This window comes from Cupriavidus sp. GA3-3, from assembly GCF_000389805.1.
Lineage (GTDB): Bacteria > Pseudomonadota > Gammaproteobacteria > Burkholderiales > Burkholderiaceae > Cupriavidus > Cupriavidus necator_D.
Genome location: NZ_KB944467.1, coordinates 19,832 through 34,950 on the forward strand (window position 1 = coordinate 19,832; position 15,119 = coordinate 34,950).

At 65.8% G+C, this 15,119-nt stretch carries 13 protein-coding genes; 9 read left to right on the forward strand and 4 right to left on the reverse strand.

What is annotated here, in order from left to right; all coding sequences use genetic code 11:
- Window positions 1-4 precede the first annotated feature (4 nt).
- Window positions 5-910: a LysR family transcriptional regulator gene (locus tag C265_RS07225; RefSeq protein ID WP_011616129.1), complete on the reverse strand. Its 906-nt coding sequence runs from the start codon at window positions 908-910 to the stop codon at window positions 5-7.
- A gap of 210 nt (window positions 911-1,120) precedes the next feature.
- Between C265_RS07225 and C265_RS07230 the strand changes: the two genes are divergently transcribed.
- From C265_RS07230 to C265_RS07250, 5 genes are all read left to right on the forward strand, one after another.
- Window positions 1,121-1,993, forward strand: coding sequence for a xanthine dehydrogenase family protein subunit M (locus C265_RS07230; RefSeq protein ID WP_010812278.1), 873 nt, complete (start codon window positions 1,121-1,123; stop codon window positions 1,991-1,993).
- The gene (locus C265_RS07235) at window positions 1,981-2,487 is read left to right on the forward strand and encodes a (2Fe-2S)-binding protein (protein WP_010812279.1); all 507 of its coding nucleotides are present in this window, start codon (window positions 1,981-1,983) and stop codon (window positions 2,485-2,487) included. The genes C265_RS07230 and C265_RS07235 overlap by 13 nt, the downstream gene beginning before the upstream one ends.
- Window positions 2,487-4,775 (forward strand): xanthine dehydrogenase family protein molybdopterin-binding subunit, encoded by a 2,289-nt coding sequence (locus C265_RS07240; RefSeq protein WP_010812280.1) that lies wholly within the window; start codon window positions 2,487-2,489, stop codon window positions 4,773-4,775. Before C265_RS07235 ends, C265_RS07240 begins: the two co-directional genes overlap by 1 nt.
- Window positions 4,772-5,368 (forward strand): UbiX family flavin prenyltransferase, encoded by a 597-nt coding sequence (locus C265_RS07245; RefSeq protein ID WP_010812281.1) that lies wholly within the window; start codon window positions 4,772-4,774, stop codon window positions 5,366-5,368. The genes C265_RS07240 and C265_RS07245 overlap by 4 nt, the downstream gene beginning before the upstream one ends.
- Window positions 5,369-5,430: 62 nt before the next feature.
- A complete protein-coding gene (locus tag C265_RS07250) occupies window positions 5,431-6,519 on the forward strand; it encodes a GTP-binding protein (protein WP_010812282.1) in 1,089 nt (362 codons plus the stop codon).
- Window positions 6,520-6,552: 33 nt separating this feature from the next.
- Here C265_RS07250 and C265_RS07255 read toward each other — a convergent pair whose 3' ends face one another.
- On the reverse strand, window positions 6,553-7,029 hold the full coding sequence (locus C265_RS07255; RefSeq protein WP_010812283.1) for a MaoC family dehydratase: 477 nt from the start codon (window positions 7,027-7,029) through the stop codon (window positions 6,553-6,555).
- 54 nt (window positions 7,030-7,083) lie between these two features.
- Window positions 7,084-8,067, reverse strand: a complete 984-nt coding sequence (locus C265_RS07260; RefSeq protein WP_010812284.1) for a tripartite tricarboxylate transporter substrate binding protein — start codon at window positions 8,065-8,067, stop codon at window positions 7,084-7,086.
- A 157-nt stretch (window positions 8,068-8,224) separates the two neighbouring features.
- Between C265_RS07260 and C265_RS07265 the strand changes: the two genes are divergently transcribed.
- Complete coding sequence (locus C265_RS07265; protein ID WP_011616132.1) at window positions 8,225-9,127, forward strand: LysR family transcriptional regulator; 903 nt, start codon at window positions 8,225-8,227, stop codon at window positions 9,125-9,127.
- A gap of 130 nt (window positions 9,128-9,257) precedes the next feature.
- A complete protein-coding gene (locus tag C265_RS07270; protein ID WP_052181602.1) occupies window positions 9,258-10,448 on the forward strand; it encodes a CaiB/BaiF CoA-transferase family protein in 1,191 nt (396 codons plus the stop codon).
- 38 nt (window positions 10,449-10,486) lie between these two features.
- Here the strand turns inward: C265_RS07270 and C265_RS07275 are convergent, their stop codons facing one another.
- The gene (locus tag C265_RS07275) at window positions 10,487-11,494 is read right to left on the reverse strand and encodes an AraC family transcriptional regulator (RefSeq protein WP_037023832.1); all 1,008 of its coding nucleotides are present in this window, start codon (window positions 11,492-11,494) and stop codon (window positions 10,487-10,489) included.
- Window positions 11,495-11,839: 345 nt separating this feature from the next.
- Here C265_RS07275 and C265_RS07280 point away from each other — a divergent pair, with 345 nt between their 5' ends.
- Together C265_RS07280 and C265_RS07285 are read left to right on the forward strand one after the other, a co-directional pair.
- Window positions 11,840-13,189 (forward strand): nucleobase:cation symporter-2 family protein, encoded by a 1,350-nt coding sequence (locus tag C265_RS07280; RefSeq protein ID WP_010812288.1) that lies wholly within the window; start codon window positions 11,840-11,842, stop codon window positions 13,187-13,189.
- 3 nt (window positions 13,190-13,192) lie between these two features.
- The gene (locus C265_RS07285; RefSeq protein WP_010812289.1) at window positions 13,193-14,599 is read left to right on the forward strand and encodes an amidohydrolase family protein; all 1,407 of its coding nucleotides are present in this window, start codon (window positions 13,193-13,195) and stop codon (window positions 14,597-14,599) included.
- The last annotated feature ends 520 nt before the right edge of the window (window positions 14,600-15,119 follow it).

Consider the following 15,119-nt stretch of genomic DNA (forward strand, 5'->3'; position numbering starts at 1 on the left):
GTAGTCAGGCTGCGTCGGCCAGCTTGGCGCGATAGCGCATCAGCAGGTCGCGGAAAGCCTGGGCCGGCGGTGACAGCGACCGGTCCGCGTGCACCAGCAGCGAGATCTCGCGGTGGATCACCGGATCGGTCGGCATCACCGTGGCCAGCCCCAGCGCGGAAGTCAGCCGCGTGACCGCCGCGCTCATCACCGCGATGCCCAGCCCGGCATCCACCATACCCACCATGGTCAGCGGCAGGAACACCTCGTGCACCCGCTGCAGCGAAATGCCGCGCGCGGCCAGCGCGGTATCCAGGCAGTCGCGGATCGGGTTGCCCTTGTGCGGCCCGATCACGGGCAGGCCCGCCACGTCTTCCCAGCGCAGCGTCTTGCGCCGCCGCAGCGGATGATGCGCCGGCATCACGATCACGAAGGGATCGGACATCAGCCGGTGGGCGCTCAGGTCGGGCTGGCCCTCGGGAATGGTGCCGATGCCGAAATCCACCTCGCCCGAGCTGACCATCTTGGTCACCTCATGCTCGGACACGTCGTGCAGTTCCACCTTCACGCCGGGATGGCTCACGCAGAACTCGCGGATCACGCGCGGCAGCATCAGCGCGGCCTGGATCGACGACGCCGAGATCGACACGCGCCCGCGCCCCAGCGTGCGCAGCTCGCTGGAGTTCTCGATCACGCTGTCGATATCGGCCACCGCCTTCTTCACCAGCGGCAGCAGCTCCGCGCCCGCCTGCGTGATGTGCAGCTGGCGCGTGTGGCGGTCGAACAGCTTCAGGCCGAGGTTGCCTTCCAGCTCGTGGATCAGCGCGCTGACCGACGACTGCGACAGGTCCAGCTTCTCGGCCGCGCGGGTGAAGTGGCGCTCCTGCGCCACGGCGATGAACGCGCGCAGCTGGCGCAGCGACACGTTCATGTTGCTGATGTTTGGCACGTTGTCTACCTCCGGGATGTCGGGGTGCGCACTTGTCTTGCCAGATTGGCCGGCGCGTCTGATTCAGAGGGTAACACGATCAATTAATCCGTTTCCGGGTCTTTACCGATGAAGCCCATCCGCCCATGATGACTTCAACGGTGCGCGCCCCACACGACAGGCAGACGCCGATGGCACAGACCAGGAGGAGCAATGAGAGCGTTTGAATATTTCGAACCGGCAACGCTGGCGGAAGCCTCGGCCATGCTGCACCGGTGCGGCGGCAAGGCCAGCGTGCTGGCCGGCGGCACGGACCTGCTGGTCCAGATCAAGGAGTCCGTGCGCAAGCCCGAGCAGGTGATCAATATCAAGAAGATCCCGGGCATGGACGTGCTGACGTTCGACCCCGTCAACGGCCTGCGCATCGGCGCGCTGGTGACCACGCGCGCGGTGGAGACCTCGGGCTTCGTGCAGCGCCATTACGCCAGCCTGGCGAAAGCCGTGACGGACTTCGCCTCGATCCAGGTGCGCCATCGCGCCACCGTGGTGGGCAACGTCTGCCGCGCGTCACCGTCGGCCGATTCGATCGCGCCGCTGGTGGCGGACGGTGCTTCGGTACACCTGTATGGCCTGTCAGGCTCGCGCGAGCTGCGCGTCGAGGACTTCGTCACCGGCGTCGGCAAGACCGCCATCGCGCCGGACGAGATCGTCACCCGCATCACCGTGCCGGCGCCGCGCCCCCACACCGGCAAGGTCTACCTCAAGCATGGCCGCCGCGTGCAGATGGAACTGGCCACTGTCGGCGTGGCGGTATCGCTGACAGTCGAGAACGGCCATTGCGCCGAGGTCGGCATCGTGCTGGCAGCGGTCGGCCCCACCCCGGTACGCGCCATGCGTGCCGAGCAGGTGCTGCGCGGCCAGCGCGTGACGGACGCCCTGGTCCTGCAGGCCGCGCACGCCGCCATGGGCGAAGCGCGCCCCATCAGCGACGTGCGCGCCAGCGAAGCCTACCGGCGGCAGATGGTCAGCGTGCTGACCCGCCGCGCCCTGGAACAAGCCCTGGAGGCCGCAACATGCGAAAGATAATCGAACTCGTCATCAACGGCGAACCGCGCGAACTGGCGGTGGAACCGCACGGCACGCTGCTCGACGCCCTGCGCAACGACGCCTGCCTGACCGGCACCAAGAAGGGCTGCGACGTGGGCGAATGCGGTTCATGCACCGTCATCATCGACGGCCAGCCGATGAATTCCTGCCTGGTGCTGGCGCCCGAAGCGCACGGCTGCCACATCACCACCATCGAAGGCGTGCAGCCCGCGCCCGACACCGTGCACCCGATCCAGGAGCAGTTCATGCAGTGCGGCGCCGCGCAGTGCGGCTTCTGCACGCCGGGCTTCGTGGTGATGGCCAAGGCGCTGCTGGACGAGAACCCGCGTCCCACGCGCGACGAAATCCGCTTTGCCATTGCCGGCAATATCTGCCGCTGCACCGGCTACACCAAGATCATCGAGGCCATCGAGAGGACCGCCGAGGCCATGGAATTCGCGGGCTGCAAGGCCCGCGCCAGCGAGGAGGCATGATGACCCACGCCGTGATCGGACACAGCGTCAAGCGCACCGACCTGCTCGACAAGGTCACCGGCAACGCCAGATACGTTGCCGACATGCCCTTCCCCGGCCTGCTGTTCGGCAAGATGAAGCGCTGCAACCTCGCGCACGCGAAAATCCACCGCATCGACACCTCGCGTGCGCTGGCATTGCCAGGCGTCAAAGCCGTGCTGACCCATGAGAACGTGCCGCGCGTGCTGCACGCCGGCTCGCCCCACCCGCGCTCCGCCTCGGTGACCTGCGACCAGTACATCCTGGACGACAAGGTGCGCTACTGGGGCGAAGGCGTCGCCGCGGTGGCCGCCATCAGCGAAGAGATCGCCGAGCGCGCGGTCGAGCTGATCGAAGTCGAGTACGAAACGCTGCCCGCCGTCTTCACCACCGAGGACGCCGAGCGCTCTGACGCCCCGCGCATCCACGACCGCGAACCCGGCGGCAACCTGGTGCTGCCGCCGGTGATCATCAAGCGCGGCGACGTCGAAGCGGGCTTTGCCGAGGCGGACTTCATCCTCGAAGGCATCTACGAAGGCGGCCGCCCCACCCCCGCCTACATGGAGCCCAACGTCTGCACCACCAGCTGGGACGGCAACGGCAACCTGACGGTGTGGATCTCCACCCAGACCGCCTTCATGGTGCGCGGCATCATGGCCGAGGTGCTGGGCCTGCCGCTGCACAAGGTGCGCGTGCTGGTCGACCACATGGGCGGCGGCTTCGGCGCCAAGCAGGACCTGTTCCAGCAGGAGTTCCTGTGCGCGCTGCTGGCGCGCGAGACGCGCCGCCCGGTGCGCATGGAATACACGCGCGAGGAAACCTTCCTCGGCGGGCGCACGCGCCATCCGGCGAAGATCTGGCTCAAGCAAGGCTTCCGCAACGACGGCACCATCACCGCGCGCCAGGCCAAAGTGGTGTTCAACTCCGGCGCCTATGGCTCGCATGGCCCGGGTGTGACCAATGTCGGCACCGCCGCCATGGTCTCGCTGTACCGCTGCGACAACGTGTTGCTCGAAGGCCGCTGCGTCTACACCAACAGCCCCATCGCCGGCGCCTTCCGCGGCTATGGCGTGGTCCAGACCTATTACGCGCTCGACGTGCAGATGGACGAGGCCGCCGAGCACCTGGGCCTGGACCCCGCCGGGCTGAAGCTGAAGAACGCCGTGCGCGAAGGCGACATTGCGCCGTCCAACCATCCGCTGATCGGGCACGGCCTGGAGGCCTGCATCGAGAAAGGCATGGAACTGGTCGACTGGCCCGCGCTACGCCGGCGCCCGCGCGACACCAACGGCCCGATCCGCACCGGCTGGGGCCTGGGCTGCGAAATGCACGGCAGCAGCGCCTATCCCGGCATCAAGGAGCAGGGCAACGCCATCATCAAGATGAATGAGGATGGCACCGTGGTGCTGCTGACCGGCGCGGCCGGGCTGGGTACCGGTGCGCATACCGCCCTCGCCCAGATCGTTGCAGAAGAACTGACCCTGCCGTTCGAAGCGGTGGCGGTCGTGCACGGCGATACCGACGTGGTGCCCTGGGACATCGGCGCCTTTGCCAGCCACACCACCTATATGGTCGGCAAGGCCGCGCAGATGGCGGCGGGCGAGATCAAGCGCCAGCTGTTCGATCGCGCGGCCAAGCTGATGGAATGCGAGCCCGAGGCCCTGACACTGACCGCCGGCGTGATCGCCGTGCGCGACCGCGACGGCCCGACCCTGACCGTGCGCGAGGCCGTGATGCCGCGCAAGGGCATCCCCGCCGCGCAGCTGGTGGGCACCGCCACCTATCACCCGACCAAGTCGTATTCATTCGCCGCGCATTTTGTCGAGGTGGCGGTCGATACCGAAACCGGCTTCATCACCGTGCAGCAGGTGTTGCCTGTGCATGACGTCGGCAAGGTGATCCACCCGGTGGCTGCCGCAGGGCAGATCGAAGGCGGCATCCAGCAAGGCATCGGCCATACGCTGTATGAGGACTACCAGATCGATATGCGCACCGGGCGCTCGCTCAACGCCAACTTCGTCGACTACAAGATGCCGCTGGCGATGGACATGCCACCCATCCACACGGTGATCCTGGAAGCGGCCCCCGACCCCGGCGGCCCGTTCGGCGCCAAGGGGGTGGGCGAGGACCCGATCGTCGCGATCGGGCCGGCGATTGCCAATGCGGTGTTCGATGCCATCGGCGTGCGCTTCCGGCACTACCCGATCAAGCCGGAGCAAGTGCTGCAGGCACTGGCTGAGAAGGCAGCGAAGGAAGGCGCCACCCCATGACCCGCAAGCAACGCCTGGTGGTGGCCATTACCGGCGCCAGCGGCGCGGTGTACGGCGTGCGCGTGCTGCAGGCACTGTCGGCACTGGACGGCTGGGAGACCCACCTGGTCTGCTCGCCGTCCGGCCTGCTGACCGCGCACCATGAACTGGGATTGCAGCGCCCGCAGCTCGAAGCCATGGCCGACGTGGTGCACAACGTGCGCGACATCGGCGCCACCATCGCCAGCGGCTCGTTCCGCTGCGACGGCATGGTAGTGGCGCCGTGCTCCATGCGCACGCTGGCCGCCATCGCCACCGGGCTTGCCGACAACCTCGTCACCCGCGCCGCCGACGTGATGCTCAAGGAGCGCCGCCGGCTGGTGCTGCTGGCGCGCGAGACGCCCTTCCACCTGGTGCACCTGCGCAACATGACCACGGTGACCGAGATGGGCGCCATCGTGGTGCCGCCGGTGCCGGCCTTCTACACACATCCGCAGTCAGTGGACGACATCGTCAACCACACCGTGGGGCGCGTGCTGGACCTGTTCGACGTGCCGCACGACGGGCTGGTGGAACGCTGGCAAGGCTTGCGCCCCAACGTGGCTACCGCCTGAAGAGAACTAGAGAACTTTCGCCCCGCGATAGCGGGGAACGCAGTACCCAATCAGGAGACAACATGAACGCACCTGCCGTCGCACAACAACCGCCCGTCCCGGTCACCATCCTTACCGGCTTCCTCGGCTCGGGCAAGACGACGCTGCTCAACCACATCCTGACGCAGAAGCATGGCCACCGCATCGCCGTGATCGAGAACGAGTTCGGCGAGGTCGATGTCGATTCCGACCTGGTGATGACCTCCGACGAAGAGATCTACCAGATGACCAACGGCTGCATCTGCTGCGTGGTCGATGTGCGCACCGACCTCGTGCGCATCCTGCAGAAGCTGCTGGAGCAGCCCGAGCGCTTCGACCATATCCTGGTCGAGACCAGCGGCCTGGCCGATCCCACGCCGGTGGCGGCCACCTTCTTCATGGACAACGAAGTCGCCAAGCAGGTCACGCTCGACGGCATCCTGACGCTGGTGGACGCGGTGCATATCGAGAGCCACCTCGATGATCCCCAACTGACCGGCTTCGACAACCAGGCCGTCGACCAGATCGTGGCGGCCGACCGCGTGATCCTCAACAAGACCGACCTGGTGAACGCCGCGCAGCTAGACAGGCTGGAGGCACGCATCCACCGCCTGAATGAGGGTGCGCAGATCCTGCGCTCAAACTTTGCGCAGGTGGACCTCGGCAAGATCCTCGGCATCGGCGGCTTTACCACGGGCACGATCCAGGCGGACGCGCACGCTGACCACCACGAACATGCGCACGACCACGACCATCACGACCACGTGTGCGACGAGCATTGCGACCACGTGCACGATGACGACGCGCACGGCCACCGCCACGATCCGTCGGTGACGTCCGTATCGCTGGTGTTCGACCAGCCGTTCGACCGCCAGCGCCTGGAGCACGGCCTGAAGGCACTGCTCGCGGCGCAAGGGGACGATGTGTTCCGGATGAAGGGGATCGTGGCCGTGGAGGGCGATGACCGCCGCTACGTGCTGCAAGCCGTGCACCGGCTGATGGATTTTCATCCCGCCGATGCGTGGGGCGCGGAGGCCGCGCAAAGCAAGTTCGTATTTATCGGCCGGCACCTCGACAAGCTGCGCTTGCAGACGCTGCTGAGGGTCTGCCTGCCCGTGGCCCAGGCAGCCTGACGGTCCTGACCGGCAGCGGAGGCTGACCTCCCGTCAGTCCCCGCTGCTGCCCGGCACACGCTTGCGCAGCAAGTACCTTTGCGTACCCTCCATGACGCAGACGTCGTTCTGGTTTCGCACCTCCGACCGCATCGCCAGCACGCCGGTCGTACGACCGGGAACCAGCTCGGTGACGGTGAGGCGGCAGTACAACGTATCGCCGACATAGACAGGCGCGAGGAAGCGGCTGCTCTGCTCGATAAAGCCCTTCAGGGACTCCTCGACCATATGGGGAAACAGGCCCGCCCCCGCGGCAGTCTGGATCACGACCTGGAAGCCGTGCGCCAGCATGTGCGGCATGCCGAGAGCACGGCAGTACTCGACGTCGTAGTGAACCGGATGGTTGTCCCCGCTTGCCAGCTGGAACGCCGCGAACAGCGCGTCGGTCATGGTGCGGGACGGCAGGTTGAAGTGCTCTCCGAGTTCGAAATCCTCAAAGTAGCGTTGCGGACAAAGTTGATAGGCGTTCATGGCTTCTCCGTATTCCTGATGGTTGGTTCCGGCGCTGGCCTGCGCGGGTTTCGCTCAGTCGGCTTTCATATTCGTGGCGACGGCCACCCGCTTCCACTTCTCCAGTTCCGCGCGCAGGAACTGGTCGAGCCCCGCTGGTGTAGGCTGCGTCTCCAGCTGCAATCCGAGTTCGAAGGCTTTGCTTTGCAGGGCGGGATCGCTGAGTGCATCGCCAAGTGTCGAGACCAGCTTCTGGACAACTGCCGACGGTGTTCGGGCTGGCACGAATACCGCGTTCCAGGTGTACGCCTCATAGCCTGACACGGCTTCCGCAATCGCCGGCGTCTCCCTGGTCTGCGGCAGGCGTTTTCCCATCGACGTTCCCAGCAATCGCACCGTTCCCGCGCGCACCTGCGCCAGCCCTGTCGGTGCGCTGTCGATCATGAATTCGACATGGCCACCGATAAGATCGGCCATGGCAGGCGCGCTCCCCCGATATGGGACGTGGACCGCTTTCGTTCCTGCCGTGTAGTTCAGCAGTTCCCCGGCGAGATGCGGGGCACTGCCAACTCCGGCTGAGCCATAGTTGACCTGGCCGGGACGCGACTTCAGATAAGCGAAGAATTCCGGCAGTGTTTTCGCCGGGACGCCCTTGTTCACGACCAGCACCAGCGGCGCACGAGCCGCCAGCCCGACTGGCGCAAAGTCCTCGATCGTGCGATACGGCAGGCTGGCGTGAATGCTTGGGTTCACGGCATGCGCGACAGTGGTCAGCAGCAACGTATAGCCGTCCGGTGCCGCTTTCGCCGCGAGCTCGGTGCCGACTATCGTGCCGGCCCCCGACTTGTTCTCGACAACCACCGAGGTGTTCAGCTTGCGGCCCCAGCTTGCAGCCAGCGATCGGGCGAAGGTGTCCGTCGGCCCGCCAGCGGGGTACGGAACGATGAGTCGGACAGGCCGCACCGGGTAGTCTGTCTGCGCCACTGACGGGGACGCCCAGGCCAGGAGTGTCGCGGCGCTGCCCAGCGCGCTGGCGATCCTGCGGAAGAATATAGTCATGTTGGTCTCCGATTATTTCTCGCATAGCACAGCGGTAGCTGCCGTGACGAGCCGAAATATAGAATCGGACCCTGCAAGGACACCAGTCGAAAGCTCCTGGGGTGTCGTTAGAATTCCTCTAAACATCCCCAGGAACTGTCGGGCAACGGAGACAAGCGTGCGTTTCGAACTCACCGATCTGCGAGTATTCCTCGCCATTGCGCAGGCCAAGAGCGTGACGGCAGGAGCGTCAGATATGCATTTGACGGCGCCTTCGGCCAGCTACCGCCTCAAGAACCTCGAACAGGCGATGGGCGTCCCGTTGTTCAACAGGACGCAGAAGGGCATGGCCCTGACGCCGGCGGGCGAGACGGTACAGCACTATGCCGAGGCGATCATGGAGAACGTCGAACGCTTGCAGTCGGACATGCGGCGCCATACCGACGGCATTGAAGGGCATATCCGTGTCTACGCGAACAGCAGCACCATGGCCAGCCTGCCCGCGGCGCTTAGCCGGTTCCTGGCGGCGTACCCGAACGTCAATGTCGACCTGGAGGAGCACCTCAGCGAGGACAGCGTGCGGGCAGTGATCGAGGACCGGGCGGACGTCGGACTGGTGGCCGGCGCGATCGATATGCGGGGCCTGGAGTTCATTCGATATGGCGTCGATGAGTTGATGTTCGTGGTTCCGGCACGCCACCCGTCCGGGCTGCTCGACAAGATGTCCCTTGCACAGGCATTGGCTTACGACCTGGTATCCGTCGGCAGCAAGAGCAGCAATTTCCTCTTCCTCAATGACATGGCCGCGCGTGCCGGCATCAAGCCACGCGTTCGCGTGCATGCACCCGACTTTGCCGCGGCCATGCGTTGCGTACAGGAAGGCGCCGGCATCTCCCTCGTGCCACGTTCCGTAGCGGGCCCCCTGATTGAGCAAGGGGTGGTGGAAGGGGTCACCCTGGATGAGCCATGGGCCCGGCGCGAGCAGCGGATTGTCGTGCGGAGCCAGAAGGCGCTCCCGGCCTATACGCGGGACTTTATCCGGTATGTCGCCGAATGGGGCGCACCGGACGCTGCGCCCTAAGGGCAGGCATGCGGCCAGTTTCGAAGACTTCGAAGCCGCCTTAGGAATTCTCGACTGTTCGGGGGAAGAGGACCATTCCTATACTTTGTCGTCCGGCCCGTGTGCCGCCAGGCCCCTTCATTCTCCCTCCATGAAACCCAGCCTACGCCCCCTTGATGGCATCACCGTTCTGGCGCTTGAGCACGCTGTAGCGGCGCCCTTCGCCAGCCGCCAGCTCGCCGATCTCGGCGCCCGCGTCATCAAGGTGGAACGCCCGCTCGTTGGCGATTTCGCCCGCGACTATGACCATTCCGTGCACGGCCAGTCGTCGTTCTTTGTCTGGGCAAATCGCGGCAAGGAAAGCCTCACGCTGGATCTCAAGAAGCCCGAGGCCAAGGCGATCGTGCACAAGCTGCTCGCCGAAGCGGACGTGTTCATCCAGAACCTGGCGCCGGGAGCCTCCCAACGCATGGGACTGGACTTCGAGTCATTGCATGCTGACTATCCTGAGCTGATCGTCTGCGATATCTCAGGGTATGGTGACAGCGGGCCATACCGCGACAAGAAGGCTTATGACCTGTTGATCCAGGCCGCTGCGGGCCTGATCTCGGTAAGCGGTACGGAAGCTGCGCCGTCGCGCACCGGCATTTCCATCGCGGACATTGCCGCTGGCATGTACGCCTATACCGGCATCCTGTCCGCCTTGCTGCAACGCGCACGGACTGGCGCCGGCCTCCGGGTTGAAGTCACCATGCTCGAGGCGTTGAGCGAATGGATGTCATATCCCCTGAACTTTGCTCACTATGGCGGCACGCCGCCGGCACGCAACGGCGTTGCGCATCCGGGTATCGCCCCCTATGGCCAGTACCAGACCGGCGATGGGGCCAGCGTCATCTTCGGGCTGCAGAACGAACGGGAATGGCAGCGGTTCTGCTCCGAGGTGCTGGAGGACCCGGCCCTGGCGGCAGATGACCGCTTTAACTCCAATCTCCAACGCGTCGCCAATCGCGCGGCGCTGGACCAGGAGATCGCCAGTCATCTCCGCTCCATGACCGGGGAACAGCTGGTCAAACGTCTCGATCGCGGGGGCATTGCCAACTCGCCCCTGAACGACATGCATGATGTTTGGCAGCACGCGCAATTTGCCGCACGCAATCGCTGGCGGGAAGTCCAGACGCCGGGTGGCGCCATCCAGGCACTTCTGCCGCCGGCTACGCTGTCGGGCGTACCGGCTTCCATGGGGAATGTTCCGGCAGTCGGCGAGCACTCTGCTTCTGTCCTGAAGTCGCTCGGCATGAACGAGGCAGAGATCGAGGCACTGGCGGCGGCGGGCACGATCTGAGTGCTGAAGGTCCTGAGCAACAGGGGGCCGGCTCGCCGTCAGCCCCCCTGCTGCGCTGCCGCCCGCAAGGTCTGCGACGGCAGCTCGCCAAACTCGCGCCGGTACTCGCGCGAGAACAGGCTCAGGTGCGTAAAGCCGTGCCGCAACGCAATCGCGCTGACCATCCCCTTCTGTTGCCGCGCCCGTTGCAGATCGGCGCGTGCGCCATGCAGGCGCAGCAGACGCAGGTACTCCATCGGCGTGGTGTTCTTGCTCTTGCGAAAACCCAGTTGCAAGGTGCGCGCCGATACGCCGCAATGTGCGGCGATCTGCTCCAGCGTCAGCGGCTGTTCAAGATTGGCGCGCAGGTAGGCGATGGCATTGCGCACATAGTCAGGCAGCACCGCCTCGAACCGGCGCGGCAGCATATTGCCGTCCGCGGCAAAGCGGTCGAGCAGCAGTGTCGACAGCACGATGCGCTCGATGCTGCCGTCCACCGCCGGCACGCCGCTGCCTTCGCGCCGCACCCGCGTTTCCGCGCGCAGGTAGCTCACCAGCGCCTGCCAGCGCGCGGCGCGGCCATCGTCCGCCACCGGCTGCATGTCGAATTCAATCGGCACCGGCGGCTCGAAGCTGAACTGCTGGCGGAACGCCTCGTCGATCAGCTGCCGGCGGATCACCACGCTGAAGCGCTCGCAGCCAGGGTCCAGCGACAACGTGGCCGGCACGGTGGGCGAGAACACAAAGGTCGCACCCGGCGGCATCAGCATCGCACCGCGCGGGGTCTCCACGCGGCACGTACCCGCCAGCACGGTCTGGATCACGAACTCATCCTTGTTCGGCTGCGGCTCGATCTGCACTGCCTGGTTGTAGGCAATGGTGACCAGCGTCAGCCGGCCGATGGTGCTGGTGTCGATACGGGCATCGAGCGCCGCATCGGCCTCCGTCGCGCGCAGCCGCGTGGGACCGAACACGCGGCCGGACAGAGACTGGATGCGGTCGAGGTCACCGCCGCGGCTGACTGGCGAGCGGGAGGCAGCAGCAGACCATCCTGCGGTGGGTGACATGGCGTTGGGAAAATGGTGGAAAGCGCCGGGAATACGTCTTCGCTTCCGGCGCATTCGGATAGCAATGAAGAAGCGCATCCATCCTATGACCACCCCCGCCCTCACGCAACCCAAGGGAAACCCCTGATGCCCCGGGCGCGCATTTTGCAAGCGCGATTGCGGCCCGGTGCCAGGGCCTTCGCAATAGCGCTATGACGGCATGCCGTGCATCACTACTGTGCAAGGCATGCGTCGGCCATGCGCCGCGCATGGCACCGTGACGGACCGAGCCCGGCAACCAACAGACCGGGCCAGCCGCCGCCGGCATGGCGCACTTTCCCCCAGCACGCGGCAGGAGACAACATCATGCAAGCAGCGGTTCACCCCGTCGACCAGGTCCTGCCGGCACGCGCCATGGCGACGCTCGGCTTCCAGCACATGCTGGTCAGTTATCTCGGTGCCATCGCCGTGCCGATGATCGTGGCCGGCGCACTCAAGATGACGCCGGCGCAGACCACCATGCTGATCAGCACCGCGCTGTTCACCTCCGGCATCGCCACCCTGCTGCAGACCGTCGGCTTCTGGAAGTTCGGCGTGCGCCTGCCGCTGATGCAGGGCGTTGCATTCAGTTCAGTGGGCCCCGTCATCGCCATTGGCGCCGATCCGTCGCTGGGCTTCAACGGCGTCTGCGGCGCCATCATCGCCGCGGGCGTAATCGCGATGTTCCTTGCGCCGATCATTGGCAAGCTCAAGCGCTTCTTCCCGCCGGTGGTTAGCGGTTGCACCATCACCGCGGTGGGCCTGTCGCTGTTCCCGGTTTCGTTTCACTGGTTTGGAGGCGGAAGGGGGGCGTCGGATTTCGGCGCCCCCATTTTTTTCATCGTTGCCTTCGGCGTGGTGGCGCTGATCCTGTTCATCAACCGGCACGGCGGCGAGCTGATCCGCAACCTGTCCGTCGTGATCGGCCTGCTGGTCGGCGGCGCGGTGGCGTGGATGCTGGGCATGGGCAGCTTCGACGAAGTCGCGCGCGCACCGTGGTTCACCATGGTGACGCCGTTTGCCTTCGGCATGCCCACCTTCAACGTGGGCGCCATCACCACCATGGTGATCGTGATGGTGGTGCAGATGGTGGAATCGATGGGCCTGTTCATCGCCGTCGGCGATATCGTCAAGCGCCCCCTGACCGAGCGCGATGCCACCCGCGGCCTGCGTGCCAACGGCCTGGCCAGCGCCATCGGCGGCATGTTCGCGGCGTTCCCGTATATCGCCTTCATGGAGAACGTGGGCCTGGTCATCGTCACCGGGGTGCGCAGCCGCTGGGTAGTGGCCACCTGCGGCGCGATGCTGTGCGCCGTAGCGCTGGTGCCCAAGATCGGCGCCCTGTTTGCCTCGATCCCGGCCGCGGCGCTGGGCGGTGCAACCATGGTCATGTTCGGCGTAGTCGTGGCCGCCGGCATCAAGACGCTGGGAGAGGTCGAATACGACCGCAATCCCAACAACCTCTCCATCGTCTCCATCACGCTCGGCTGCGCGATGATGCCCGTGATGCTGCCCGGCATGCTGGAGAAGCTGCCCGGCTTCCTGCAGCCCTTTGTCCACAGCAGCGTGATCATCGCCTGCGTGGTCTCTGTGCTGCTCAACCTGATTCTCAACGGCGTGCCCGCCCGTGAAGCCGACGAGCTGCCCGCCAGTGCCGACAACGTCCAAGGGGTCTGAAACATGGTGCAGAACACCAACGCCACCAGCGCCGCGCCCGCCGGCGGCCTTCTGATCCGCAACGCCGCCGCCGTGATGACCGGCCGCACCGGCAATGCCGCGCGAGCGGGCGCCGCCGACATCCGCATCCGCGACGGCCGCATCGCCGAGATCGGTGCAGGCCTGCTGCGCCAGGGCGACGAAACTGTGCTGGACGCCACCGGTTGCGTGGTCTACCCGGGCTGGGTCAACACCCACCACCACCTGTTCCAGAACCTGCTCAAGGCCGTGCCCAGCGGCATGAACGTGGGGCTGGAACAATGGCTGGCCTCCGTCGCCTACCCGCGCCTGGCGCGCTTCACGCCGGAGATCTTTCGTACCGCCGTGCGACTGGGCATGGCCGAACTGCTGCTGTCCGGCACCACCACCTGCGCCGATCACCACTACCTGTATCACCACGGCAATGGGGCGGAGACCGGGGACGTGCTGTTCGAGGTAGCGGAAGAGCTTGGCATGCGCCTGGTGCTGTGCCGCGGCGGCGCCATCCAGTCAGCCTCCGATCATCCGGGTATGCGCGCCACCGCGCTGGTGCCCGAGACGCTGGACGAGATGCTGGCCGATATCGAGCGACTGAAGGCGCGCTATCACGACGCTTCGGCCGATGGCCTGCGCCGCGTAGTGGTCGCACCAACGACGCCAACCTTTTCGCTGCCCCCCGCACTGCTGCGCGAGCTGGCCGCCTTCGGGCGCGGCATGGACCTGCGGCTGCATTCGCACCTGTCGGAGACCGACAACTACGTGAAGTTCTGCCGCGAGAAGTACCAGTGCACGCCGGTGCAGTTCGTGGCCGACCACGACTGGCTGGGGCCGGACGTCTGGTTCGCGCACCTGGTCACCGTGAATCCCGAAGAGATCCGAATGCTCGCCGTAACCAACACCGGCATGGCGCACTGCCCCGTCAGCAATGCGCGGCTCGGCAGCGGCATTGCGCCAGTGCGCGCGATGGCCGATGCGGGCGTGCCGATTTCACTGGGCGTGGATGGAGTGGCGTCCAATGAATCGGGCAGCATGGTGCATGAGGCCAATTTCGCGTGGCTGGTGCACCGGGCGCTGGGCGGGGCCGCGCAAACCCGCGTGGAGGAAGTCATCCACTGGGGTACCGCAGGCGGTGCGCAGGTGCTGGGGCTGCCGGGTATCGGCACGCTCGCGCCAGGGCAGTCTGCCGACCTGGCGATCTATGACGTCAGCGGGCTGCGGTTCCATGGCTTCCATGACATCGGCACTGCGCCTGTGGCGGCTGGCGAGCCTACGCCGGTGCGGGATGTGCTGGTGCGCGGGCGGCACGTGGTGCGTGATGGCGCGATCGTGGGGCTGGATCTGGAGAAGCTGCGCCGGGAGGCGCGGGAGGCATTGGCGACGCTGGTGGATTGAGGCGAGTGGTTTAGGCGTTTGGCTATTTGCTGGCGGGCGTGGCTCGGGCAGGATGCGGCGTCCGTGTAGGAATGCGAAGTGTCTTATCGAGTTGTTGGCTCTGACGCGTGAGACTGACACGGTCATCGCACACAACGGTGACCGGGTGTGGAAACCCGAATGTCAGCAGCCGGACGGTCGTCCCTGACGACCGTTCTTGCCTATACGGGCAAGCCATCTATGGCGGGCCGGATGAGGCAGCCGCAAGGCTGACCGGCAATGGCTGTGGCACCGGTTTCCACCCTCGTCGTCAGGCCCGCCGCCCTTCCCTAACGTCGTGCGGCGGACCTTCACTCAACGATAGGAGGTCCTAGTCGGAAATCGATCTATCCACGGCGCGGTACAGCCTTCAGTCAGTCTCGGCTGGTATGGATGGTGTGCTTACCCTGCTGGAACAGCAGAGTGTGCAATTCGAGGGCTGCTTTAGTGCATTTTGCTTGTTGGGGCTGGTGAAGGCGCAGCTGGAGAGTGTGTTGGCGGA